Here is a 25,425-nt window from a genome sequence, read left to right on the forward strand (position 1 = left end):
AAAAACGCACAACTAGATGTGGTATGGAGGAATAGTATGGCAGCGTATACGCCAATGGTACAGCAATATTTGAGAATTAAGGCAGAGTATCAAGATGCCTTTTTATTTTTTAGATTAGGTGATTTTTATGAAATGTTCTTTGAAGATGCTACGACAGCTTCTCAAGAACTTGAAATAACATTAACAAGCCGAGACGGAGGAGGACAAGAGCGAATTCCGATGTGCGGAGTTCCGTATCACTCTGCGCCTACGTATATCGAGCGTTTAATTGAAAAGGGATTTAAAGTAGCTATTTGTGAGCAAGTAGAAGACCCTAAGCATGCAAAAGGTGTTGTAAAGCGAGAAGTGGTGCAGGTGATTTCACCCGGAACACTGATGAACGAACGCGGACTGCAAGAAAAGGAAAATAACTATATTTGTTCTGTTACTGAGTTCGAGGATCAAACGTTTGGTCTTGCTCTTTCTGATTTGTCTACAGGAGAAAACAGCGTAACGCTTGTCAGTTCGTTTCACGATATAGTCTCAGAGATTTATGCAAAAGAAGCAAAAGAAGTTGTTGTAAGCTCTGAGTTTCCTGCTGAATTATTACAAACACTAAAAGAGCGCATGACGATTACCATTTCTTATGAGAATAGTACAGAGCAAGTAGAAGGACTAGATTATTTAGTAGATTCGCTTCAGCAGCAAAAGCTTATTACAACATTTACGCGTATTCTTCAGTATTTAACTCGCACGCAGAAGCGTTCGCTTGAACACTTACAGCCCGTGCAGTTTTATCAAATCAATGAATATATGAAAATTGATTTGTTCTCTAAGCGAAACTTAGAATTAACCGAAACGATTCGTTCAAAAGGAAAGAAAGGCTCGCTTCTATGGTTATTAGACCAGACCGTTACGGCAATGGGCGGCCGTTTATTAAAAAATTGGATTGACCGTCCGCTTTTAAAACAAGCCGATATTGATAATCGTTTGAATATGGTAGATGTCTTAATGAAACAGTTTTTTGAACGAGAAGAACTGCGTGAGTTGCTAAAAGACGTATATGATTTAGAACGCTTAGCCGGTCGAGTAGCTTTTGGTAATGTAAATGCTCGTGATTTAATTCAATTAAAAAAATCGTTGCAAAATGTGCCTCATATTCAAGAGGTTGTGAATCGTTTAAATCATCCTTATGCCACAGAGCTTGTTGAAGACATTGATCCTTGTGAGCGATTAGCTAATCTTCTTGAAAGAGGATTAAAAGAGCACCCTCCTGTGTCAATTAAAGAAGGAGACATTATTAATGACGGCTATCATGAACAGCTTGATCAATACCGAGATGCAAGCCGAAACGGAAAAACGTGGATTGCGTCACTTGAACAGCAAGAGCGTGAGAAAACAGGGATTCGCTCACTGAAGATTGGTTATAATCGCGTGTTCGGCTATTATATAGAAGTAACGCGGGCAAATCTGCATCTTTTGCCTGAAGGAATGTATGAACGAAAACAGACGTTAACCAATGCAGAACGTTTTATTACACCTGAGCTGAAAGAAAAAGAAGCGCTGATTTTAGAAGCGGAAGAGAAAATTGTAGAGCTGGAATATGAATTGTTTTTACAAATTCGTGAAGAAGTAAAAGCATATATTCCAAGGCTCCAAGAACTCGCTAAAAAAGTAAGTGAGCTTGACGTACTGCAGTGCTTTGCAAAAATCAGTGAAGAACGTCATTACACGAAGCCTATTTTTTCAAGTGAAGATATTTCGATTCAAAACGGACGTCATCCAGTGGTAGAAAAAGTAATGAATTCGCAGGAATATGTGCCAAACGACTGTCAAATGACGGATGATAGTTCAATTTTACTGATTACAGGACCAAATATGTCTGGTAAAAGTACGTATATGCGTCAGGTCGCTTTAACGGCGATATTAGCTCAAATTGGCTGTTTTGTGCCAGCAGACGAAGCGGTCCTGCCGATTTTTGATCAAGTGTTTACACGTATCGGAGCAGCGGATGATTTAATTTCAGGTCAAAGTACGTTTATGGTCGAGATGCTAGAAACAAAAAATGCAGTGACAAATGCCACTCAGTCGAGTCTAATTCTGTTAGATGAAATTGGACGCGGCACGTCTACGTATGACGGAATGGCTCTTGCTCAAGCAATTATTGAATACGTCCATGAGCATATTGGCTGTAAGACACTATTTTCTACTCATTATCATGAATTAACCGTACTTGATGAGTCGCTTCCTGCGCTTAAAAATGTTCATGTAAGCGCGGTTGAAAAAAATGGGAAGGTCGTCTTTTTACACAAAATCAAAGATGGTGCCGCAGATAAAAGTTATGGTATTCACGTAGCAGAACTAGCAGAACTTCCGGATCCGCTTCTAGAGCGAGCTCGCGTCATCTTACACGATTTAGAACAATCTTCTGAGCGTGAACCTGTAGTACGTCAGGCTCCAAAAAGAGAAGAGATAACACAACAAGTTCCACAAGAAGGTGCTTCTTTGATTCAAGAAGAACGTATAGATAGTAAAAAAGCAGATGAAGCCAATCAGCTTTCGTTCTTTGAAATAGAAGAGAAAAAAGAAAAGCCTGCGCTTTCAAAACGGGAAAAAGCAATTATCGATCGTTTAAAAGAGCTGGATATTTTAGAAATGACGCCTTTAGACGCAATGAATGCGATGTATGAACTGCAAAAATCATTAAAGAAGAAATAGATTGAGAGGAGTGAGTCTGTGGGTAAAATTGTGCAGCTTTCAGACGAACTTTCAAATAAAATTGCTGCCGGAGAGGTTGTTGAACGACCTGCTTCGGTGGTGAAAGAACTAGTCGAAAATGCTATTGATGCAAACAGTACAGTTATTGAAATTGAACTAGAAGAAGCTGGGCTTTCCAAAATTCGTATATTGGATAATGGAGACGGCATTGCTTCTGAAGACTGCTTGACCGCTTTTAAAAGACATGCGACAAGCAAAATTAAAACAGAACAAGATTTATTTCGAATTCGAACGTTAGGATTTCGCGGTGAAGCTTTGCCAAGTATTGCTTCGGTTTCAATGCTTGAACTCAAAACGAGTACGGGAGAAGAAGCCGGCACTCATCTTAAACTTAGAGGCGGAGAAATCGTTCATCACGAATTAACATCAAGCCGAAAAGGTACGGAACTTGTTATTGAGAATTTATTTTTCAACACACCTGCACGCTTAAAATATATGAAGACGGTAAACACGGAGCTTGGTAACGTAACGGACGTAGTCAATCGCCTTGCGATGTCTCATCCTGAAGTTTCGATTCGGCTGATGCATCAAGGAAGGCAGCTTCTGTATACGAACGGAAGCGGAGATGTGCGTCAAGTGCTTGCAGCTATTTATGGAATGGCAGTGGCAAAAAAAATGATTCCCATTAACGTTCAGTCTCTTGATTATGAAGTGAATGGTTACGTTGCTCTTCCTGAAATTACACGAGCTTCTCGCAACTACATGTCGACCATTATTAACGGTCGGTTTGTTAAAAACTACGGGTTGTTAAAAGCGGTACAGCAGGGCTATCATACCCTTTTACCTATCGGCCGTTTTCCAATCGTGTTTTTAACCATTACAATGGACCCTTTGTTAGTAGACGTGAATGTTCATCCAGCGAAACTAGAAGTGCGTTTAAGTAAAGAAGCGGAGCTGTTTGAGCTTATTGAACAGGGAGTAAAAGCAGCTTTTAAAAAGCGGCAGTTAATTCCGGATGCTGTAGTACCAACCAAGTCAAAATCAGCTGTGCAGCCAACTGAGCAGCAGACCTTTACATTTGATCATCAGTCTAAACCGTCTGGCTATCAGCCGTCTGATACAGTTCGCGAGCCTAGCTTTAAGGAGGCTCCCGCTCGTGTAGACGAGATCATGCCGCCTGTTAAAACAGAGGTCATGCGCCAAGGTGAAGAACTTGAACTAACGTTTCAAGAAATAGAACACTATGAAGAATCGGTAGAAGAAAACGCTCCTATTCCAGAACCAAATCGTTCAGCCAAAGAGCAGCCAGAACCGCGTGTTCCTGCGATGTACCCAATTGGCCAAATGCACGGAACGTATATTTTGGCGCAAAATGAAAAAGGATTATTTATTATTGATCAGCACGCGGCGCAGGAGAGAATTAAGTACGAATATTTTAAGCGAAAGCTTGGAGAAGTAGATTCAGAAGTTCAAGAACTGCTTATGCCGCTTACACTAGAGTTCTCGGGAAATGAAGCCTTGATTTTAGAAGAATACAAAGACATGCTTGCTGAAGTAGGAGTTTTTTTAGAACCGTTTGGACAAAACTCCTATATAGTTCGTTCGCATCCGCAGTGGTTTCCAAAAGGAGAGGAACAGGAAACCATTGAAGAAATGATTCAGCAAATCTTTACGATGAAACGAGTCAATATCGAGAAGTTAAGAGAAGAAGCGGCTATTATGATGAGCTGTAAAGGATCGATTAAAGCGAATCATCATTTGCGAAACGATGAGATTTTTGCTTTACTTGAAACGTTGAGAAAAACAACGGATCCATTTACGTGTCCGCACGGACGACCAATTATTATTCATCATTCGACGTATGAAATGGAAAAAATGTTTAAGCGAGTGATGTAGGCAATGCGGCTAGCTGCAGCTAGCCGTTTTGTTGAATAAATCATGGCCATTTGGATAAAATGGAATGATGTGAATGCCTATAGATGAAAGTAGTGTTGTTATGACGGGAGAGAAACCAAAACTTATTGTCATTATTGGACCAACTGCGGTTGGTAAAACAAAATTGAGCATTGAACTTGCCAAACAGTTAGACGGAGAAATTATTTCAGGTGATTCGATGCAAATTTATAAAGGGATGGATATCGGAACAGCGAAGGTGTCTGAAGAAGAGATGCAGGGTATTCCCCATTACCTGATCGATATTAAGGAGCCAGATGAATCGTTTTCTGTGGCAGAATTTCAAGAGATTGTAAGAAAACGAATCGAGGATATTCACGCTAGAGGAAAAATGCCGATGATTGTTGGAGGGACGGGTCTTTATATTCAATCCGTTATTTATGATTATCAGTTCACAGAAACGCCTAGTGATGAAAAAGTTCGTGAACGAATGGAAGTATTCATTAAAGCTCATGGCATTGATCCCCTGTATGAAAAGCTAAAAGAGATTGACCCGGAGAGTGCAGCTGCTATCCATAAAAATAACCATCGCCGTGTAATTCGAGCGCTTGAAGTTTATGAAGTAACCGGTAAAAAATTCAGTGACTATACAAAAGAACAGTCGCAGGAGTTATTATATGACGTAAGCATTATTGGACTTACAATGGATAGAGACGTATTATATGAGAGAATTAATCACCGAGTCGATATGATGATGCAGGCTGGACTGCTTGAGGAAGTCAAATCATTGTACGAAAGTGGTCTGCATGATGTACAATCAATTCAAGCTATCGGCTACAAAGAGCTTTATGCTTATTTTGAGGGACGCTGTACGCTCGAAGAAGCCGTTGAACAGTTGAAACAAAATTCACGCAGATATGCAAAGCGTCAGTTAACGTGGTTTCGAAATAAAATGCCTGTAAAATGGATAGAGATGGAAGTTGACAAATTTCCCGAAAAGTTTGCTGAAATTTTTACATATATTGCAGGAAAGCTGAAGAAAGAAGCGAATTAAGTAAACAGATAGAGAAACGAGGAGGCCGAATAATGAAACAATCAGTTAATATTCAAGATCAATTTTTAAATCAATTACGTAAAGAAAATATCTATGTGACGGTATTTCTTTTAAATGGTTTTCAATTAAGAGGACTAATTAAAGGATTTGATAATTTTACTGTGTTAATTGAATCTGAAGGAAAACAGCAGCTGATTTATAAACATGCTATTTCGACATTTGTACCAAATAAAAATATTACAGTAGAACTTGAATAGAGATTAAAGAGAAGCATCCGCATTTTCGGATGCTTTTTTTATGCAAATAAAGGCTTAGAAAAGTTTCTTAACATTGTTTTTACTCATTGAACATAAACCTTATAATAGACGATTATTTCTTCGGTAATAAGAGATCATTGTCTTCGTATCGTTCATCGCATGCAGCTATGCGATACAGAGAAGTGGGATGAAACGAGAGGTGAACATGGTGGAACAGCCGATAACTCTTAAAAATAATGGGCAAATTAATATCATTTTAAATAATGAAACAAAAAAGGAAAAGTCGTATACGACATCAATTCCGCGTCCTGCCAAAAAAGCTGTGATAAATCATGAGCCGCTTCGGGAAATTGAACGAGAAATGAGCGGACTGGTTGGAATGGAAGAATTGAAAAAAATGATAAAAGAAATATATGCGTGGCTATATATTAACAAAAAAAGAGAGGAACAGGGCTTAAAAGCGGGAAAGCAGGCGCTGCATATGATGTTTAAAGGAAATCCAGGAACAGGGAAAACGACGGTAGCCCGCCTGCTAGGTAAATTATTTTTGAATATGAATATCTTGTCTAAAGGACATTTAATTGAAGCAGAGCGGGCAGATTTAGTTGGAGAATACATCGGTCATACCGCTCAGAAAACGAGAGATCTTGTAAAAAAAGCGCTTGGAGGTATTTTATTTATCGATGAGGCTTATTCTCTTGCAAGAGGAGGAGAAAAAGATTTTGGAAAAGAAGCGATTGATACATTGGTTAAACATATGGAAGATTCAAATGATAAGTTTGTATTGATTTTAGCTGGTTATCCAAGAGAAATGGAAAATTTCTTAAGTCTTAATCCAGGGCTGCGCTCTAGGTTTCCGTTTATTTTTGATTTTCCGGATTATGATGTCAATGAACTGATGGATATTGCCGGTCACATGATGAATGACAGGCAGTATCAGTTTAGTACAGAGGCCTATAAAAAGCTAAAAGATCATTTCATGGACGTGAAGTACAATCAGGCGCCTAGGGATTTTAGTAACGGTAGATATGTGCGAAACATTATCGAACGTTCCATACGCACTCAATCCATGAGGCTTTTAGAAGAAGAAAGCTTTGAGCGCAATGAGCTTTTAACTTTAACGTCAAGCGATATTCAGCTGTGAAAAAAAGCCTTTCGTCATGAAAGGCTTTTTTCTACATATTTGGTTGTCGAATAGTTTTAATCGGCAGGCGCCATTTGTAAATATATGAACACATCCGAAGACCTACAAGTAAGATAAATAACGTATAAAGTTCTACAGGCGTATTTGTAATATGCAGCCCTACGCTAAATCCTGCGATAATCGCCCATACGGCATAAATTTCATCTTTAAGAACAGTAGGCTTTCGGCGTGCTAATAAATCTCGGATAATCCCCCCGCCGCTTCCTGTTAAGACCGCAGCTACAATAACCGCGCTAAGCGGATGGTTCATATGAGTGGCATAAAGCGCTCCTTGAATCGCGAATGCTGCGAGGCCAATGGCGTCTGAAAAGTTTCCCCATCGCTTCCAATGTTTTAAGATATTGTTTGGAAATAAAAAAGTGGCAGTGATAGATAATAAAGCAATCTGAAAAAAGAGTCCTTGTTCCCAAAGGGCAGACACCGGTACACCGATAAGCAGGTTTCGAATGGCTCCTCCGCCAAAAGCCGTTACGATTCCCAGTATGTAAACGCCTAAAATATCATACTCCTCTTCCATGGCAATAAAAGCTCCGCTGATTGCAAAAGCAATCGTTCCAATAATGCTAAGTACGTCCCAAGTCATGATGCTATCTCCTTTATTCTGTTTTCACCAAGTAGCGACTATTATTTTAAAATCAGGCAGCCTGATTCAAATTTCGATAAGTAAACCAATTCAAATTGTATACAGAATTTCGTGATATTTCAATGTTTTTTTACTCATCATTTTATAGATTTTAAAAAGGGTGTTAAACTAGTAAAAGACAATGTATTCTGTCTCTTTTGCAAAGATGGAGAAATGGACATTTTTTTGATATGATATGAATGATTTGTCAATTTAATAGTAAGGGAAGGAAAAATCTTTGACAGCAGAAATGAATACTGAACTTGAACGCGTAATTTTAGTCGGATGTCAGCTTCATGATGATGACGAACGTTTTGAATATTCAATGGATGAGCTAGCATCTTTAACTGAGACTGCAAAAGGCGAAGTGCTGGTAAGGTTAACGCAAAAGCGCGATCGCATTCATCCAGCTACTTATATTGGAAAAGGGAAAGTAGAAGAACTTGTGGCTCTTGAAGAAGAGTTAGAGCCCGATTTAATTGTATTTAATGATGAATTGTCACCGAGTCAAATCCGCAATTTGTCAGCAGGGTTATCTGCGCGTGTTATTGACCGCACGCAGCTGATTTTGGATATCTTCGCACAGCGTGCTCAAACGCGAGAAGGAAAAATGCAGGTGGAACTGGCTCAATTAAATTATCTGCTGCCTAGGTTAGTAGGACAAGGTACCGCTTTGTCGCGTCTTGGAGGCGGAATTGGCACAAGAGGTCCTGGTGAAACGAAGCTTGAAAGTGACCGCAGACATATTCGCCGTAAAATTGATGAAATTAAGCGTCAGTTAAAGACGGTGGTAAGCCACCGCGAGCGTTATCGAGAAAGACGTAAGCGTAATCATGTCTATCAAATTGCAATTGTGGGCTATACGAACGCTGGTAAATCGACGATCTTTAACCGCTTAACAGAAGCTGGTATTTTTGAAGAAAATCAGCTGTTTGCAACTCTTGATCCAACGACAAGACAGTATACGCTTCCGTCAGGATTAACGGCTCTGTTAACGGATACGGTTGGATTTATTCAAGATCTTCCAACAACGTTAGTAGCCGCGTTCCGTTCAACGCTTGAAGAAGTAACCGAAGCTGATCTTGTTCTGCACGTGGTAGATTCATCTAATCCAGATTACAACAACCATGAAAAAACAGTGCATCGCTTACTAGAAGAGCTGAACGTAACGGACATTCCGATGCTGACAGTTTACAATAAAGAAGATATGCAGCATGAACTATTTGTCCCATCCGCTTCGACATCGTTATCAATGAGCGCTTTTAAAGCTGCTGATTTACTGAAGCTTGGGGAAAGAATTCAAGAAGAAATGAAAAAAGAAATGGCGTTTTTTCATGTGCTGCTGCCGGCTTATGAAGGAAAAATGCTCGCTGAACTCAAAACGGTCTCTATTCTTGAGTCGTTAAAATTCAATGAAGAAACTGAGAAGTATCAGTGCAAAGGGTATATTGCAAAAGAGCACCCCCTTTACAAAAAGCTACAAACGCTTGAAGAAAGTTGAGGAACAAAGAAATGATGTTTGATCAGTTAAAAAACGGGGCACGCATTCGGGAACTTGCTGCAAAAGTAGAAAAACAAATTAAGCCCGTACATGAGAAAATTGATGAGCGTATTGAAGCAAATCAATTTCGGGTGCTGCAAAGCTTTCAGCAAAATCGAGTGAGTGATTCACATTTTAATCCGACAACGGGATATGGGTATGACGATCTAGGCCGCGATACGTTGGAGAAAGTATACGCAGACGTTTTTGGGACAGAAGCTTGCCTGGTGCGTCCGCAAATTATTTCAGGTACGCACGCAATTGGCATTTCGCTGTTTGGTGTACTGCGTCCTGGAGATGAACTATTATATATAACTGGCAAGCCTTATGATACCCTTGAAGAAATCGTTGGTATACGAGGAAGCGGCGTAGGCTCTTTAAAAGAATATAATATTAGCTATAAATCAGTAGATTTAACAGCGCAAGGCCAAGTGGATTTTGAAGAAGTGAAAGCGTCTATTCATGAGCACACAAAGATGATAGGCATTCAGCGCTCAAAAGGTTACGGCATTCGTCCTTCTTTTACAGTCGCGCAAATAAAAGAAATGATTTCTTTTGTAAAGAGTATTAAGCCTGACGTTATAGTATTTGTCGATAACTGCTACGGTGAATTTGTAGAAACAATCGAGCCAACGCATGTAGGAGCAGATTTGATGGCAGGATCGCTCATTAAGAACCCTGGTGGAGGTCTTGCAAAAATCGGCGGTTACATTGCAGGACGAAAAGATCTAGTGGAAGCTTGTTCATACCGAATGACAACTCCTGGAATCGGTGCAGAAGCTGGAGCGACGCTGTATAGCTTGCAAGAAATGTATCAAGGTTTCTTTTTAGCTCCGCACGTAGTCGGCCAAGCCTTAAAAGGAGCAGTTTTCTCATCCGCTATGTTTGAAGAGCTAGGGATGCAAAGCGAGCCGAAGTGGGACAGTGAACGAACAGATTTAATCCAATCCGTTCAGTTCGATGACCGCGATAAAATGGTTGCTTTTTGTCAGGCAATTCAATTCGCTTCGCCAATTAATTCACACGTAACGGCGTATCCTGCTTATATGCCAGGCTATGAAGATGATGTGATTATGGCGGCAGGAACGTTTATACAAGGAGCAAGCCTCGAGCTGACGGCAGATGGACCTATCAGGCCTCCGTATATCGCTTACGTGCAGGGCGGGTTAACGTATGCTCACGTAAAAGTAGCAATATGCATGGCAGTAGATCAAATGCTAACGAAAGAACTTTTATAACATATAAGATAGAAAGACTATTTTCTCCCCGCTAAGAAAGAAAAGATAGGCTTATAAAAATAAACGAAGGGCTATTTATTTGTATAGAAGAAATGTTCAGAAAAATTTATGTTAGAATTACTAACATTCGGTTGACAGGTGAACTAACATAGCATACAATGTAAATAGTTAATCCAAAGGAGGAACTGAAATGAGTGACAACATTCGAAGAAATACGCCACTTTTCCCAATTGGAATTGTGATGCAGTTAACTGAGTTGTCGGCTCGCCAAATTCGCTACTATGAAGAACATGAATTAGTTGCACCAGTAAGAACAGAGGGAAATCGACGACTATTCTCATTTAACGATGTTGATAAGCTGCTTGAAATCCGTGATCTGATTGAACAAGGTGTAAACTTAGCAGGTGTAAAACAGCTGTTTCATCTTCAAAAGGAGCAAAAAGGGCATAAGCAAGAAGAAAAAGTTGTGGCAGCAACAGCAAAGCCAGAATTAACGGACGATGAATTACGAAAAATGCTTCGTGCAGAACTTATGCAAGCAGGCCGTTTTAATCGAGCAACTTTAAATCAAGGAGATATGTCCAGGTTCTTTCATTAATAAAGTTATCAATATTTATACCGTTCGTATGTGAGTGGTATAGATTATAAATATTATATAGAGATTTAGGGGAGGATCACACGATGGCAAAGTACACAAAAGAAGATATTTTCCGCAAAGTTCAAGAAGAGAATGTAAAGTATATTCGTCTTCAGTTCACTGACATTTTAGGAACAATTAAAAACGTTGAAATTCCAGTAAGTCAACTAGAAAAAGCGTTAGACAACAAAATGATGTTTGACGGTTCTTCTATTGAAGGGTTTGTACGTATTGAAGAATCAGATATGTACCTATTCCCGGACATTGATACATTTGTTATTTTCCCTTGGACATCTGAAAAAGGTAAAGTAGCACGTTTTATTTGTGACATCTACAATGCAGATAGAACTCCGTTTGATGGCGATCCACGTAATAACTTAAAACGTGTGTTAAAAGAGATGGAAGAGTTAGGATTTACTGATTTTAACCTTGGACCTGAGCCAGAGTTCTTCTTATTCAAATTAGACGAAAAAGGCGAACCTACATTAGAATTAAATGATAAAGGTGGCTACTTCGACTTAGCGCCAACTGACCTTGGTGAAAACTGCCGTCGTGACATCGTATTAGAGCTTGAAGAAATGGGCTTTGAAATTGAAGCATCTCACCATGAGGTAGCTCCTGGACAACACGAGATTGACTTCAAATATGCTGCTGCATTAAAAGCTTGTGATGATATCCAAACGTTCAAACTTGTTGTAAAAACAATTGCACGTAAACATGGCTTACATGCTACATTTATGCCAAAACCATTATTTGGTGTGAATGGTTCAGGTATGCACTGTAACGTTTCATTATTTAAAGATGGCCAAAACGCATTTTATGATGAAAACGGTAATCTAGAGCTAAGTGATACTGCTCGTCAATTTATCGCAGGTATCATCAAGCACGCACACAGCTTTACAGCAGTAACAAATCCTACTGTAAACTCTTACAAGCGTCTAGTGCCTGGATATGAGGCTCCTTGTTATGTTGCATGGTCTGCTCGCAACCGTAGCCCATTAATCCGTATCCCAGCTTCTCGCGGCGTAGGAACTCGTGTTGAGGTACGTAGCGTAGACCCAGCTGCTAACCCATATTTAGCAATGGCTGTTCTATTAAAAGCTGGTTTAGATGGAATCAAGAATAACCTTGAAGCTCCAAAACCTATCGATCGTAATATCTATGTAATGACAAAAGAAGAGCGTGTTGAAGAAGGTATCGTAGATTTACCTGCAACATTAGCTCAAGCTTTAGATAGCTTCCAATCAAACGAAGTTATGGTTTCTGCATTAGGTGAACACTTAGCAGAACACTTCGTTGAAGCGAAAGAAATTGAATGGGATATGTTCCGTACACAAGTTCATCCTTGGGAACGTGACCAATACATGAGCCAATATTAATTCCTAAAAATCCGAGAGATCGTTTATACGTTCTCTCGGACTTTTTTGTTTTTCAAAATGAATAACATTGCGCATATTAAATATCGAACTAAGCTGTTTATAAAATAAGTATGCTGCCTGTCGTACAATTTACGGGAGGCTTTTTATTGTCTTGTTATATATAGGAAAGAATTTGGTTATATGAATTAAAAAGGATAAGCTTTTTGTCTCATTGAATCTATATGTAAAAGTAGTGTATAACAGATAGAGAGATTGTTTATGTGTTCACTCTGCACTTCAGTATAACTTCAGAGAATTTTCAGCCAGTCGTAGTGTCATTAGAAAATACTGTTGGAGAGGAATGGAATGAAAATGCAAGAAGGAAATTTTTTCAAAGGTTTAGTAATAGGCATATTAATAAGCATTCCAATTTGGATTATTCTCATTGTTATAGGCGTTCTGCTTTTTAAATAAGCCTGTTCTCATAATAGAATAGACAAAACTTTCCTTTTAGTGTATACTTTAAATGAAAATGATAATTATTATCATTTAATCAACGAATCAACACTCTGCATATAGCTGTCACTCCTTGAGAGCTATCCCTATTTAATATTCTGTCTACAACGCAGAATAAACCGTTGCCTTTGAGTAGCGGTTCTTTTTTTTAGTAATTTTCTACTTAGTAGGCTAGTATACGTAGCACTTTTTTCCCTCGTGCATATGTTAACAATAAGGAGGGACAAGTAATATGAAAAAAATCTATCTTGATGCAGGACATGGTGGGGCAGATGCAGGAGCAGTTGGGGCGAACGGACTATATGAAAAAAACTTAGTGTTAAAAATTCAACAATATTTAATAAGCTATTTAAATAGCATGTACAGTGATTTTACGATTAAAACCTCTCGTACCACAGATGTTTTTTTATCGTTATCTCAGCGAGCTTCTCAAGCTAATTCGTGGGGCGCAGATGCATTTATGTCTATTCACGTAAATGCCGGTGGAGGAACAGGATACGAAGATTATGTTTATAGAAGCGCTAGCAATGCCAGTAAAACGTTTCAATCGATTGTGCACGGTCAAGTACAGCCAACGCTGCTGTCGTATAATCATCCGAATCGCGGACGAAAATCAGCCAATTATGCGGTGCTTCGCTTAACAAATATGCCTGCAGTACTCACTGAAATAGCTTTTATTGATAGGAGCGCCGATGCAGCACTTCTTCAAAATGAAGCTTTTTTAAAAAGTATGGGTGAATCGTATGCTAAAGGAATTGCCGTATATTTAAATTTACCTCGGCGTGCAGTTCCAAATCCATCACCACCTCCAACACCGACACCGACACCAAATCCATCACCTTCTGAACCAGGTACAAAAACGTATACGATCAAGCAAGGAGATACACTGTACAGTATTGCACAGAAGTACGGAATAACAGTACAAGTGCTGCAAGAAGCAAATAAAGGGCTTTCTGATCCTTTAACCCTACAGGTTGGAAAAACAATTGTTATTCCTTCAGGAACTTCACCAACACCAACACCAACACCAACACCAACACCAACACCAACACCAACACCAACACCAACACCAACACCAACACCAACACCACCTTCGGAACAATATCCACTTCCAAATGGAATTTTAAAACAAGGTGATTCTGGAGAAGCCGTGAAACAGCTTCAAAGAGCATTAAACGCGGTTAATTTTAAAGTAGGGTCTGTAGACGGAATATACGGAGTACAAACGAAAGATGCAGTCAGACGTTTTCAACTTGTGTATCTTCCTTATGATGTAGATGGCATTTATGGTCCTCAAACGAAAAGCAAGCTAGCAGCCGTTTTAAAAGCAAAAAGTTAAAGCGAGAAGGTCTTCTGTAAGCAGGCAGAAGGCCTTTTGTTTTCCTCTTAAAAGCGCCTTAAGCACTATTTTCTGGTTTACGTAAAATAATGCTTTACAAACCATTTGTACGGGAGTATATTATCTAAGAACAAAAGATAGTTATGAAAGAAACATGTTATCAATCATACTCTTTAACCGAAAATTATATTGACCTGTTATCGCTTAATTCGTCAGAAGTGGGGGACCCAAATTTGTGCATTGTCACTTGGGGTGAATCCTTTTTTTAAAAGGTAGGGCTACTCTCATAGCCCGAATCCGACAGCTAACCCCATAAGCGTTTTGGAGAGGAGGTTTAAGCTGTGTAAAAACGCTGAGAACCCTTAGTGTTTTTTTTGTGCGTTTTTTTAACATAAAAAGGTATTTTTTAGGGATAATATCACTTATTCGTGAACTTGTAACGGAGCTTAGCAATGAACAGTAAATAGTAGCTAAGCAATCATCGGAGGGAAATTACGTGAACTATTCAGTTCTCAAAAGATTATTGATTGGAAAGCCGCTCAAAACAAAAGAGTTAGGCGATCAAAAGCTTAGTAAGCTTAAAGCACTGGCTATTTTATCATCAGATGCCTTATCTTCAGTGGCTTATGGAACAGAACAAATTTTGATTGTACTTGCAACAGTCGGTGTCCTTGCGTATTGGTATTCAATTCCAATTGCAATTGGGGTATTGGTGCTGCTGACGGCTTTAATTCTTTCATATCGTCAAATTATTTATGCGTATCCGCAAGGCGGAGGAGCTTATATTGTTTCGAAAACCAATTTAGGAGAAAATCCTGGGCTTATCGCTGGGGGATCACTGTTAGTAGATTATATTTTAACAGTTGCCGTGAGTGTTTCAGCAGGAACCGATGCTTTAACTTCGGCTTTTCCAACGCTGCATCATTATAATGTAGTAATTGCGTGTTTGCTGGTGATTTTTATTACCATCTTAAATTTACGAGGTGTAACAGAATCCGCTTCTGTATTAGCTTATCCGGTTTATTTATTTGTTATTGCTCTTATTTTGTTAATAGCGGTGGGCTTCTTCAAAATAGTGACAGGTCAAGTTTCACCTGAGCTTCATACATCTCTCGGTACAGTGGTGCCAGGTATTAGTTTGTTTTTATTATTAAAAGCTTTTTCGTCAGGCTGTTCGGCATTGACTGGTGTAGAAGCTATTTCAAATGCAGTGCCTAACTTTAAAGATCCAGGTGCAAAAAATGCTGTTCATACATTAATGCTGATGGGCGGTATTTTAGCCGTTTTATTTTCCGGCATCACGTTTTTAGCTTACTGGCTTGGCATTTCTCCAAAAGCAGATGAAACGGTTGTATCACAAATTGCATCGAGTGTGTTTGGACGAAATGGATTTTATTATTTTATTCAAGGCACCACAGCTCTGATTTTAGTGCTAGCGGCGAATACAGGTTTTTCAGCTTTCCCTTTGCTTGCTGTAAACTTATCGTCTGATAAATACATGCCAAGAATGTTTCAAATTCGCGGCGATCGACTAGGCTATTCAAATGGAATTGTGACCCTTGGAATTGCTTCTATTGTCTTACTGGTAGCTTTTAAAGGAGCGACGGAGCAATTAATTCCTCTTTATGCAGTCGGGGTGTTTATTCCATTTACGCTTTCTCAAACAGGCATGATTGTCAAATGGCTTAGAGAAAAGCCGGCCGGATGGCAAGGAAAGCTAATTATTAACTTAATTGGTGCACTCATTACATTAACGGTGTTAATTATTTTGTTTACAACGAAGTTTTCACAAGTGTGGTCCGTTCTCGTTTTCTTACCGGTTATCGTTTATATTTTTCATCGCATTCATACGCATTATGAAGCGGTAGGAGAGCAGCTCCGCATTAAGCAGGGAGAAAAGATTGGAAAGCTTGAAGGAAGTGTGGTCATTGTTCCTGTAGCAGGAATGACAAAAGTAGTAGAAAATTCATTAAATTATGCGAGAACGATTGGCGATACCGTTATTGCAGTGCACGTGGCTTTTGATCGAGAAAGCGAAAAGAGAATGGAAGAGAAGTGGGAAAAGTGGCAGCCTGATATTCGTATTGTTACGTTTCATTCTCAATACCGCAGTCTTGTGCGGCCGCTGTTTCGATTCATTGATATGGCTGAGGAAAAAGCACGGGAAAATAATATGGCTATTACGGTCGTTATTCCGCAGTTCATCACGAAAAAAAGTTGGCAAAACATCCTTCACAATCAGTCCAGTCTGCTGTTAAAAGCACATTTGCTTTACCGTAAAAATGTAATTGTTACAACTGTACCGTATCGTTTTAAAAAATAATGAAACATGATTAAAAACCTCCAACTTCTATATTGGAGGTTTTTAATTTTTAATTTCACATACACTAACCATAATTGAATCTCATCAAAGGCACAAACGGAGGGATTGCATGAGTGAATTAATTAAGTTATTGCGAAAAGGAAATAAATCGGCCATGATGGCCGCTGTAGTTAATACCATTATATCCATTATTAAAGGAATTGCTTTTGCTTTAACGGGAAATGTAGCGATGTTTGCTGAAACGATGCACAGCTTAGGAGATGCAGCTAATCAGTTTTTTGTCTTTATAGGTTCGGCATTAAGTAAAAAAGCCCCGACCAAACGATTTCCAAACGGCTTCGGACGATTGGTTAATCTTGTTCTATTAGGAGCTGTTCTTGTAGTAGGAATTATGGCGTTTGAAACGATTAAAGAAGGATATCATCACATTCTCCATCCGAAGAAGTCTTCAGGCTTTATTTTAAATATTGCAGTACTTGGCATCTCGGTATTGCTTGAGATGTTTGTCCTATTTAAGGCAATGAAAGAAATTTTGCACGATGTTGGGATGGATACCGCAGAGGTCAATGTTTTTACACAAAGCTTTGTTCATTTAAGGAAAGCAAAGCCAGCAACTAAGCTGGTCTTTATGGAAGATCTAGTAGCTACTGGAGGAGGCGTATTGGCACTAATTGCGGTTTTTATTTCACGATTTACACCTTTTCACCAAGCTGAAGGAATTGCTTCTATTTTAATTGGGTTTATGATGTTTTTTGTAGTAGGACGAGTGTTTTTAGATAACGCTGCTGGAGCGCTTGGGGAAGCAGATAAAGAAATGGAAATGAAAATTGGCGCGATTGTCATGCAAGATGTACAAGTGCGTGATATTCAAACATTAATGGTGATGAAAGAAGGAGAAGAGCTTCACGTTGAATTAAAAGTAGAAATTGATCCTTCTTTAACAGTGGCAGAAGCTGATGATATTAAAGATCGGCTGGAAAATCGTATTTTACAGGAAAAAGGAGTAACGGATGTTATTATTGAATTTGATGAAGATGATGGAATTCCGGACTGGGTGCCAAGTGATTTACAGCTTCAAAAAGAATAAAAACAAGGAAGAAAACAGCTGTTTTCTTCCTTGTTTTTTTAGCTATATACTTTTTCACGTACGTTTTGGGAATCTGTTGAAGCTTTAGAGAAGTTAATGGTTTCACGTACAACGTAAATAGGTCTATTTTTACTTTCATCGTAAATTCTTGCGATATATTGTCCGACTAGACCTAAACCAAGTAGCTGAATACCGCTAAAGAAGGTGATAGCTACCATAATAGAAGTCCAGCCAGGCTGGATATTTTCACCTATTAGCCAAACAACAATGGAATAACTTAAAACTAGAAGTGATACAAAAACCGATAACAGGCCAATAACCATTACTAAACGTAAAGGTTTCGTTGAAAACCCAATAATTCCATCTGAAGCAAACTTGATCATCTTTTTTAAAGGATATTTTGTTTCACCAGCAAAGCGCTCATCGCGCTCATATTCTACATATGTTTGCCTGCAGCCAATCCAAGACATCATTCCTCGTACAAAACGATTACGTTCAGTCATTTTTTTGAATACATCCGCTACTTTTCGGTCGATAATACGAAAATCTCCCGTATCTTTCGGGATTTCAATATCGGACATATAATTTAAAAAGCGATAAAAATACTTAGCTGTGGCTAATTTAAAAAAGGTTTCTCCGCTTCGTTTCTTGCGCTTTGCATATACAATTTCATAGCCTTGCTGCAATCCCTACTAGCTTATTTATCCCATTTGTTCGTCTTTAGATTCGCTTGATTTAGTTATGTCTCAATCTCTTCTTTTTATCATGTATTCTCTGATACGAACAGCTTTTATGTTTTAAATCGATCTTTTAATAAATTCCATAGGGAACTCACTCCGAGACTAATGCTGATCAGAATTCCTGATAGGGCTACTATTAAAGCGATATATTCAAAGATAGAAAACTGCTTCATACTATCCCAATTGATGTTTCCCTTTAGTTTGCTAATAACTAAATTCATTCCATAAATACCGGAAAGAACGGTATAAATCGTTAAGATTAATAATAAGTAATTATGACGCTTAGCCGCGATTTTCTCCTGATTTTGATACAAGGTACCAAGGGTTTCTTTGACTTCTTGATAAAGAGAATTGATGTGGAAGATTTTTTTAAAGAGCTCAGAAAACTCTTGACCTTCTGTGCGAGAGCTAATTTCTAAAAATAAATATTTACCTGAAAATATGGTAATAGAGCGGATTAGTCGTTCAATGCCCTCTGAATTTTTATGAAACGTGAGCTGAGAATACTCATAAGATAGTTTTAACAACACGATTTTATAGAAAAAATGTAAAAATAAATTATAGTAATGTTGGCCAAATAGATGATTCATCAAAAGCTGATCCGTTTTAGAGTCTGTCGATTTAGAAATACACGAAAACACATGGTCTGTTATGACGTAATAGGTTTCAGGAGCCCATCTGGAATACACGTGTTTGGTATTATACGTTTTAATATACTCATGGTTGTGTGCAGAGATAAACGGCTTCCCGTCAGGCGTATAGCTATTTAGCTGCCCAGTACGAAATAAAGTTGTGCCATTAATCTCTTGCTTTTGATTTACCGTTACATAACTTAATACAAACATCCGTTCATCGATAAAATAAGGAAGGCTCCCGACGTGCTGTTCACGTGTGGCTTCTTTTTTGATGTGTTCGTTCAAAAATGGCGCGAGCTGTGAAAAAATATAATCCTGTACTTTGCTATAGCGATGATGTTCATAGGTAATGGTGGATCCATGCTCTTCAGCAAGCTTCGGTTCTAATACGCGAAAATGATTCATGAATTCTAAAATGTCATCATAGGTGTAATGATTATGACTCATCTCAGTGCGAATAGTCATGACGCCAATTTCAAAAGGACATAAAAAAACATCCACAGACAGCACGTTGCTAGACACGGTGGTGGAGGAAGTTTGTAGCGTAACGGTATGGTCTATTTTTTTTGAAAATCGAAGCAACCCTTCTTTTTCGCACGAATCAGGAAATAGAATACATTCAATGTAAGGAAGAAAATATTGATCCAAGCTATCATGAGATACGTAATACTGTTCTCCGTAGTATTCTTTTTCTAAATGTTTGTTTTGAATGGAAAAAAAATCGAACAAATTTGCTTCTAATGCATGAACAAGCTGCTCTTTATTTTTTCGATCAAAGGAAAAAGGAAAAAGAAACATGTTCATTGCTTTGGTAGGCATAATAGTTTGAAATGGTTCTGTTTTCCTTGGTGTATTGGTCATAAACTACATCCTTCTTATGGTCGGTTGTATTTCCTTTTGAGAGCCGAGGAAATGCAGATAGAAAGTAAAAGGTAAAGCAGGCTTTATAAAAACCTCTCTACCTGCCTGCAATGATTCAACGTATCATTTATAATATGCCAATTTTTTTAGAAAACAAACGTAAAAAAACCAACTAACATCATGGTTAGTTGGTTTTACATACAGTGTGTGATTAGTGAATTGTGCGATATACACCAGTGACTTTTCCTAAAATCGTTACGTGGCGAAGAATAATAGGCGCCATCGTTGAATTTTCAGGCTGTAAACGAACGAAATTTTCTTCTTTGAAGAAACGTTTTACCGTTGCTTCGTTGTCCTCGGTCATAGCGACCACAATATCTCCATTATTAGCAGTTTGCTGCTGACGTACGATTACCATATCGCCATCTAGAATACCTGCTTCAATCATACTTTCTCCCATAATTTCAAGCATAAATACATGATCATCTGGAGAAACGAATTTATCTGGAAGAGGAAAATATTCTTCCACGTTTTCAACGGCTGTTATAGGAAGACCCGCTGTTACTTTACCGATAACAGGAACATTAATGACATTGCTTTTAGGGATGTTTACTTCGTCTAGTTGAAGAACTTCGATTGCTCTTGGTTTTGTTGGATCTCTGCGAATTAACCCTTTGCTTTCTAAACGAGCTAAATGCCCGTGTACAGTGGAGCTAGAGGCTAATCCTACCGCTTCCCCAATCTCACGAACAGAAGGCGGATAACCTTTTAATTTTACTTCGTGCTTAATAAAATCTAGTATGTCTTGTTGACGTTTTGATAGCTTCATATTTTTCACCTCGATTTTAGCTATTCTTTAGGTGAATTATACCACGTGATGTGTCAATATACAAACATAAGTTCGAAGAATTCCATTGACAGAAACAAATGTTCTCAATAAAATAAGAACATATATTCTGATAGGGGGATCATAATATGCACCAATTCTTACATTCTATGAAACATTACGCTATTTTTTTTGCAGTTATCGCTGCACTTACATATGTATTGACGCTGGTTTTAGGAGCGGATAAAGTAGATTTAGACAAATATTCAACCGTTACTATTACAAAAGGAGATACGCTTTGGGAATTGTCCAACAAGTATCATAATCACCATCATTTGACCGCCAACGAATTTGTCAAATGGGTTGAAGACGTCAATGATTTAAACTCAGACACTGCCCAGTCTTTATCTCCTGGAGATAAATTATATATTCCTGTTTTAAAAAAAGAGTTACATAATCAAGTGGCAATTGAACAGTAGTGTGTAACGGCCGTTCCTGAATATTGTTAGAAGCCGAAAAGGTCGTGATAAAAGTGGAAGCCATTATTTATTGCCGTGTCAGTACGGATAAAAAAACCCAAGAAACATCTTTACAGCGCCAGCAAGAAGAATTAAAAAAACTTGCTGATCTTCACCATCTAGACGTAAAAAAAGTCGTAATGGAAAAAGCAAGCGGATATGACGTAGACAGAGAAGGTATTTTGGATGTTCTTCATACAATGAAAGAAGAAAAAATATCCGTGCTGCTCATTCAAGACGAAACACGATTAGGCAGAGGAAATGCCCGAATCGCGCTGCTTCATGCTTTTCATAAAGAAAATGCTACGATCTATACGATTAGTCATCAAGGTCAGCTTCAGCTTTCAGAATCTGATTCGATGGTGTTAGATATTATTAGCTTAGTGGAAGAGCATCAGCGGAAATTACATAATGCTAAAATTAAAAGAGGAATGAAAAGAGCCGTAGAAAACGGTTATCGTCCGCAGCAAAATTTAAAAAATCAAGGAGTTAACTCGGGAAGAGAAAAAAAAGAAGCGCCGATTGAAGAAATTGTCCGTCTTCGTCATAACGGCTTAACCTTTGCTGAAATTTCAGTTACGCTAAAAGGTTTTGGTTATAATATTTCAAAAGCGACGGTACATCGTCGCTATCAAGAGTATCAAGAGAGGGCTCAATCTCTTGATAAAACGAAAGAGATTTAGTAAGATGACTACATGTTGCCGGAACGGTTCGGTAATTTTAATTATTGATTATAAGGAGATAGGTTTTATATGCTATCAAAAGATAAACTTGCTCGTATTAATGCTCTTTCAAAAAAAGCAAAGGCTGAAGGTCTGACAGAATCTGAAGCGAAAGAACAGCAAGAGCTACGTCAGGAATATTTAAAAGTTTTCCGACAATCTATGACAAATCACCTTCATACGATTAAAGTTGTGGACGAAGAAGGTAAAGATGTTACGCCTAAGAAGTTAAAAGAGAGTAAAAAGAAGCGTCTTCACTAAGACGTTGTAGTAAAACTAGAGGAGTGTTCCCTCTAGTTTTTTGTATATTTTTAATAAGGCGCACAAAAACTGTAAAAGTGGAAATTTTTTTGGTTCAAGTATTGTACAAATAAGCAAATCATTAGTATGATAACATATGTACATAGTTTTGAAAGGAATGAAGAGTATGACACAACGTATTGAAGATCTTTCGATTGCAACAATTCGTACTTTATCAATCGATGCGATTGAAAAAGCAAATTCAGGTCACCCAGGTATGCCAATGGGAGCTGCTCCAATGGCATATACATTGTGGACAAAATTTATGAACATCAATCCAAAGAATCCAAACTGGTTCAACCGTGACCGCTTTGTATTATCAGCAGGACACGGATCGGCACTATTATACAGCTTGCTTCATTTAGCTGGATATGACTTATCAATTGAAGACCTTAAAAACTTCCGTCAATGGGGAAGCAAAACACCAGGTCATCCAGAGTTCGGTCATACAGCAGGTGTTGATGCAACAACTGGCCCACTAGGACAAGGTATTGCAATGGCTGTTGGTAAAGCAATGGCAGAACGTCATTTAGCTGAAACATACAACAAAGAAGGTTTAGAAATCGTAGACCACTTTACGTATGGTATTTGTGGTGACGGAGACTTAATGGAAGGTGTATCTGCTGAAGCAGCTTCATTAGCGGCACACTTAAAATTAGGACGCTTAGTTGTTTTATACGATTCAAATGATATTTCTTTAGACGGAGATTTAGATCGCTCGTTCTCTGAGAACGTAGAGGATCGTTTCAAAGCTTACGGATGGCAAGTAATCCGCGTTGAAGACGGCAATGACTTGACAGCGATTGCAAACGCAATTGAAGAAGCAAAAGGCGATTTAACACGCCCAACGCTAATCGAAGTAAAAACAACAATCGGATTTGGTTCTCCAAACCACGCGGGTACTTCTGGCGTGCACGGTTCTCCATTAGGTTCCGATGAAACAAAATTAACAAAAGAAGCTTATGCATGGACATTTGAAGAAGATTTCTATGTGCCAGAAGAAGTGTATGCTCACTTCAAAGCTACAATTGCTGAAGATGGCCAAAAGAAAGAAAACGAATGGAACGATGTATTTGCACAGTATAAAGAAAAATATCCTGAACTAGGTCGTCAATTTGAACTAGCAGTAGAAGGAAAATTACCGGAAGGCTGGGAAGAAACACTTCCAGCATATGAAACGGGTTCAAGCTTAGCTAGCCGTGCTTCTTCTGGAGAAGTACTAAACGCAGTAGCACAAGCTGTACCTCAATTCTTCGGCGGTTCAGCTGACTTAGCTGGCTCAAATAAAACAATGATTAAAGGTTCAGAAGACTTCACTGCAGCTGATTACAGCGGACGTAATATCTGGTTCGGTGTACGTGAATTTGCAATGGGAGCTGCATTAAACGGTATGGCTCTACACGGCGGTGTAAAAGTATTCGGAGGAACATTCTTTGTATTCTCTGATTATCTTCGCCCAGCAATTCGCTTAGCAGCTTTAATGAAGCTTCCTGTAACATATGTATTTACACATGACAGTATCGCAGTTGGAGAAGACGGCCCAACACATGAGCCAATTGAACAATTGCCATCACTTCGTGCAATGCCGGGTCTTTCAGTGGTTCGTCCTGCAGATGCAAATGAAACAGCTGCTGCATGGCGCTTAGCATTAGAGTCAACTGACCGCCCAACGGCGCTTGTATTGACTCGTCAAAACTTGCCAACGCTTGAAGGTACAAAAGAAAATGCATACGAAGGCGTGTCTAAAGGTGCGTACGTTGTATCTAAAGCTGGTAAAGACCAAGCGGATGCATTAATACTTGCAACAGGCTCTGAAGTAAGCCTAGCAGTAGAAGCGCAAAAAGCATTAGCTGCAGAAGGCATTGACGTATCTGTCGTAAGTATGCCTGCATGGGATCGTTTCGAAGAGCAATCTGCTGAGTACAAAGAAAGTGTTATCCCTAAATCAGTGAAAAAACGTTTAGGTATTGAAATGGCTTCTACACTTGGCTGGGAACGCTATGTTGGAGACGAAGGACAAGTTCTTGGTATTAATCACTTCGGTGCATCTGCCCCTGGTGAAACAATCATGAAAGAATTTGGTTTTACAGTTGAAAATGTAGTAGCAAAAGTGAAAAGCTTGCTTAATGCATAATTCTTTTTCACAAGAAAGAGCAGACTCCTATGGTCTGCTCTTTTTTTTCGACAAAAAAACAAAGAAATTTTTTCATCGATAGACAAGCATTGCGTACACCATTCGGTATAATGGTACAAAAAAGAACGAGCCGAAAGGGAGGATGAATCGTGAGAACGTATGAAGTATATTTAATGGAGGAAGAAGTTGCATCATCCTATTTTCGAAGAGAAAAGCTCATTTATCAGCTGCTGATTGAATATAAAATGAAACGTCACTTGCAGGAGACGCACTTACAAAAACAAGTTCATTACATTACTCGCCAGCTGCCCATTTCATTTATTCAACGAGAATTGCTTCAGGCGTTTTCTCATTATCCTCATTTTTTTACTCATCAAGAGACGTTTGTGCTGGAATATCCTCATAAAAAAAGTCGAGCATCTATAAAATTAACAAATCGCTGTATAACAATTGAAGGAGATGGCAATGTTGATGCTGAGACAGCTTTTTTTGAAGTATTACGCAAGCTAGATCCTTGTTTTTTAGCAGTGAATTATGGAACGGATGAATACGGCTGGCTGAGGCCTGTGAAAACAAGAAAATTTGTGTAATTATTTAAGGAAATTGGAACGGAAATATTGTATAATAGCGTATGGTCTAGTACACTGTAAGTTAGACAACATGAAGGAGGAAGTAATACCATGGGAATGTATATTCTAGTTGGTGTTCTAGCATTAATTGTTGGGATAGCGCTAGGATTTTTCATTGCTCGTAAATATATGATGAGCTATCTGAAGAAAAATCCACCAATTAATGAACAAATGTTAAAAATGATGATGATGCAAATGGGCATGAAACCATCGCAGAAAAAAATTAACCAAATGATGAAAGCAATGAACGGCCAAATTAAATAATGGTTAATTGGACAGACACTCTCTATTCAGA

21 protein-coding genes, 1 pseudogene and 1 riboswitch are annotated in these 25,425 nt (G+C 38.6%); of the genes and pseudogenes, 18 read left to right on the plus strand and 4 right to left on the minus strand.

All coding sequences use genetic code 11. The features are described from left to right. Positions 1–36 precede the first annotated feature (36 nt). From mutS to spoVK, 5 genes are all read left to right on the plus strand, one after another. The gene (gene mutS / locus ACOZIR_RS04010; protein ID WP_328120171.1) at positions 37–2,697 is read left to right on the plus strand and encodes a DNA mismatch repair protein MutS; all 2,661 of its coding nucleotides are present in this window, start codon (positions 37–39) and stop codon (positions 2,695–2,697) included. An 18-nt stretch (positions 2,698–2,715) separates the two neighbouring features. After that, positions 2,716–4,593 carry a DNA mismatch repair endonuclease MutL gene (gene mutL / locus ACOZIR_RS04015; protein WP_328120172.1) on the plus strand — a complete coding sequence of 626 codons (1,878 nt, stop codon included), beginning with the start codon at positions 2,716–2,718 and terminating at the stop codon, positions 4,591–4,593. A gap of 100 nt (positions 4,594–4,693) precedes the next feature. Then, complete coding sequence (gene miaA, locus ACOZIR_RS04020; protein ID WP_045290249.1) at positions 4,694–5,644, plus strand: tRNA (adenosine(37)-N6)-dimethylallyltransferase MiaA; 951 nt, start codon at positions 4,694–4,696, stop codon at positions 5,642–5,644. Positions 5,645–5,676: 32 nt separating this feature from the next. Further along, the gene (gene hfq, locus ACOZIR_RS04025; RefSeq protein WP_013058791.1) at positions 5,677–5,901 is read left to right on the plus strand and encodes an RNA chaperone Hfq; all 225 of its coding nucleotides are present in this window, start codon (positions 5,677–5,679) and stop codon (positions 5,899–5,901) included. A 187-nt stretch (positions 5,902–6,088) separates the two neighbouring features. Further along, complete coding sequence (gene spoVK, locus ACOZIR_RS04030) at positions 6,089–7,045, plus strand: stage V sporulation protein K (RefSeq protein WP_045290041.1); 957 nt, start codon at positions 6,089–6,091, stop codon at positions 7,043–7,045. A 31-nt stretch (positions 7,046–7,076) separates the two neighbouring features. Here spoVK and ACOZIR_RS04035 read toward each other — a convergent pair whose 3' ends face one another. Then, positions 7,077–7,688: a trimeric intracellular cation channel family protein gene (locus ACOZIR_RS04035; protein WP_013058789.1), complete on the minus strand. Its 612-nt coding sequence runs from the start codon at positions 7,686–7,688 to the stop codon at positions 7,077–7,079. A gap of 277 nt (positions 7,689–7,965) precedes the next feature. On the opposite strand from ACOZIR_RS04035, the gene hflX reads away from it, so the two are divergent. From hflX to ACOZIR_RS04070, 7 genes are all read left to right on the plus strand, one after another. Beyond that, entirely contained in the window at positions 7,966–9,228 is a 1,263-nt protein-coding gene (gene hflX / locus ACOZIR_RS04040) for a GTPase HflX (RefSeq protein WP_080890127.1), read from the plus strand. Between the two features lie 14 nt (positions 9,229–9,242). Next, positions 9,243–10,505 (plus strand): aminotransferase class I/II-fold pyridoxal phosphate-dependent enzyme, encoded by a 1,263-nt coding sequence (locus ACOZIR_RS04045; protein WP_045290245.1) that lies wholly within the window; start codon positions 9,243–9,245, stop codon positions 10,503–10,505. 190 nt (positions 10,506–10,695) lie between these two features. Continuing rightward, positions 10,696–11,103, plus strand: coding sequence for a MerR family transcriptional regulator (locus ACOZIR_RS04050; RefSeq protein WP_013058786.1), 408 nt, complete (start codon positions 10,696–10,698; stop codon positions 11,101–11,103). 83 nt (positions 11,104–11,186) lie between these two features. Beyond that, a complete protein-coding gene (glnA, locus tag ACOZIR_RS04055) occupies positions 11,187–12,521 on the plus strand; it encodes a type I glutamate--ammonia ligase (RefSeq protein ID WP_013084732.1) in 1,335 nt (444 codons plus the stop codon). 727 nt (positions 12,522–13,248) lie between these two features. Further along, entirely contained in the window at positions 13,249–14,355 is a 1,107-nt protein-coding gene (locus tag ACOZIR_RS04060) for an N-acetylmuramoyl-L-alanine amidase (protein ID WP_421535513.1), read from the plus strand. A 191-nt stretch (positions 14,356–14,546) separates the two neighbouring features. Beyond that, a riboswitch (cyclic di-AMP (ydaO/yuaA leader) is annotated at positions 14,547–14,689 on the plus strand. A 162-nt stretch (positions 14,690–14,851) separates the two neighbouring features. After that, the gene (locus tag ACOZIR_RS04065; RefSeq protein WP_045290036.1) at positions 14,852–16,678 is read left to right on the plus strand and encodes an APC family permease; all 1,827 of its coding nucleotides are present in this window, start codon (positions 14,852–14,854) and stop codon (positions 16,676–16,678) included. Positions 16,679–16,787: 109 nt separating this feature from the next. Next, positions 16,788–17,765, plus strand: a complete 978-nt coding sequence (locus tag ACOZIR_RS04070; RefSeq protein WP_045290034.1) for a cation diffusion facilitator family transporter — start codon at positions 16,788–16,790, stop codon at positions 17,763–17,765. 38 nt (positions 17,766–17,803) lie between these two features. On the opposite strand, the pseudogene ACOZIR_RS04075 reads toward ACOZIR_RS04070, so the two are convergent. The 3 genes and pseudogenes from ACOZIR_RS04075 to lexA all read right to left on the minus strand — a co-directional run. Further along, positions 17,804–18,448: pseudogene (locus tag ACOZIR_RS04075) on the minus strand (glycosyltransferase); the annotation flags it as partial. Between the two features lie 107 nt (positions 18,449–18,555). Beyond that, positions 18,556–20,001, minus strand: coding sequence for a hypothetical protein (locus ACOZIR_RS04080; RefSeq protein WP_310878451.1), 1,446 nt, complete (start codon positions 19,999–20,001; stop codon positions 18,556–18,558). A 211-nt stretch (positions 20,002–20,212) separates the two neighbouring features. Next, positions 20,213–20,830 (minus strand): transcriptional repressor LexA, encoded by a 618-nt coding sequence (lexA, locus tag ACOZIR_RS04085; RefSeq protein WP_013058778.1) that lies wholly within the window; start codon positions 20,828–20,830, stop codon positions 20,213–20,215. Positions 20,831–20,976: 146 nt separating this feature from the next. On the opposite strand from lexA, the gene yneA reads away from it, so the two are divergent. The 6 genes from yneA to ACOZIR_RS04115 all read left to right on the plus strand — a co-directional run bounded on the left by yneA (position 20,977) and on the right by ACOZIR_RS04115 (position 25,394). Next, positions 20,977–21,306, plus strand: coding sequence for a cell division suppressor protein YneA (gene yneA, locus ACOZIR_RS04090; protein ID WP_310878452.1), 330 nt, complete (start codon positions 20,977–20,979; stop codon positions 21,304–21,306). A gap of 53 nt (positions 21,307–21,359) precedes the next feature. After that, entirely contained in the window at positions 21,360–22,028 is a 669-nt protein-coding gene (locus ACOZIR_RS04095; protein ID WP_328120175.1) for a YneB family resolvase-like protein, read from the plus strand. 69 nt (positions 22,029–22,097) lie between these two features. Continuing rightward, positions 22,098–22,328: a DUF896 domain-containing protein gene (locus ACOZIR_RS04100; RefSeq protein ID WP_013058775.1), complete on the plus strand. Its 231-nt coding sequence runs from the start codon at positions 22,098–22,100 to the stop codon at positions 22,326–22,328. A 166-nt stretch (positions 22,329–22,494) separates the two neighbouring features. Continuing rightward, the gene (tkt, locus tag ACOZIR_RS04105) at positions 22,495–24,501 is read left to right on the plus strand and encodes a transketolase (protein WP_013058774.1); all 2,007 of its coding nucleotides are present in this window, start codon (positions 22,495–22,497) and stop codon (positions 24,499–24,501) included. A 149-nt stretch (positions 24,502–24,650) separates the two neighbouring features. Further along, positions 24,651–25,091 carry a sporulation inhibitor of replication protein SirA gene (sirA, locus tag ACOZIR_RS04110; protein ID WP_045290025.1) on the plus strand — a complete coding sequence of 147 codons (441 nt, stop codon included), beginning with the start codon at positions 24,651–24,653 and terminating at the stop codon, positions 25,089–25,091. A gap of 90 nt (positions 25,092–25,181) precedes the next feature. Continuing rightward, positions 25,182–25,394, plus strand: coding sequence for a YneF family protein (locus ACOZIR_RS04115; protein ID WP_013058772.1), 213 nt, complete (start codon positions 25,182–25,184; stop codon positions 25,392–25,394). Positions 25,395–25,425 lie beyond the last annotated feature (31 nt).

The sequence above is a fragment of the Priestia sp. D3YE.R1 genome, from assembly GCF_049199565.1.
In the GTDB taxonomy this organism is placed as follows: Bacteria; Bacillota; Bacilli; order Bacillales; family Bacillaceae_H; genus Priestia; species Priestia aryabhattai.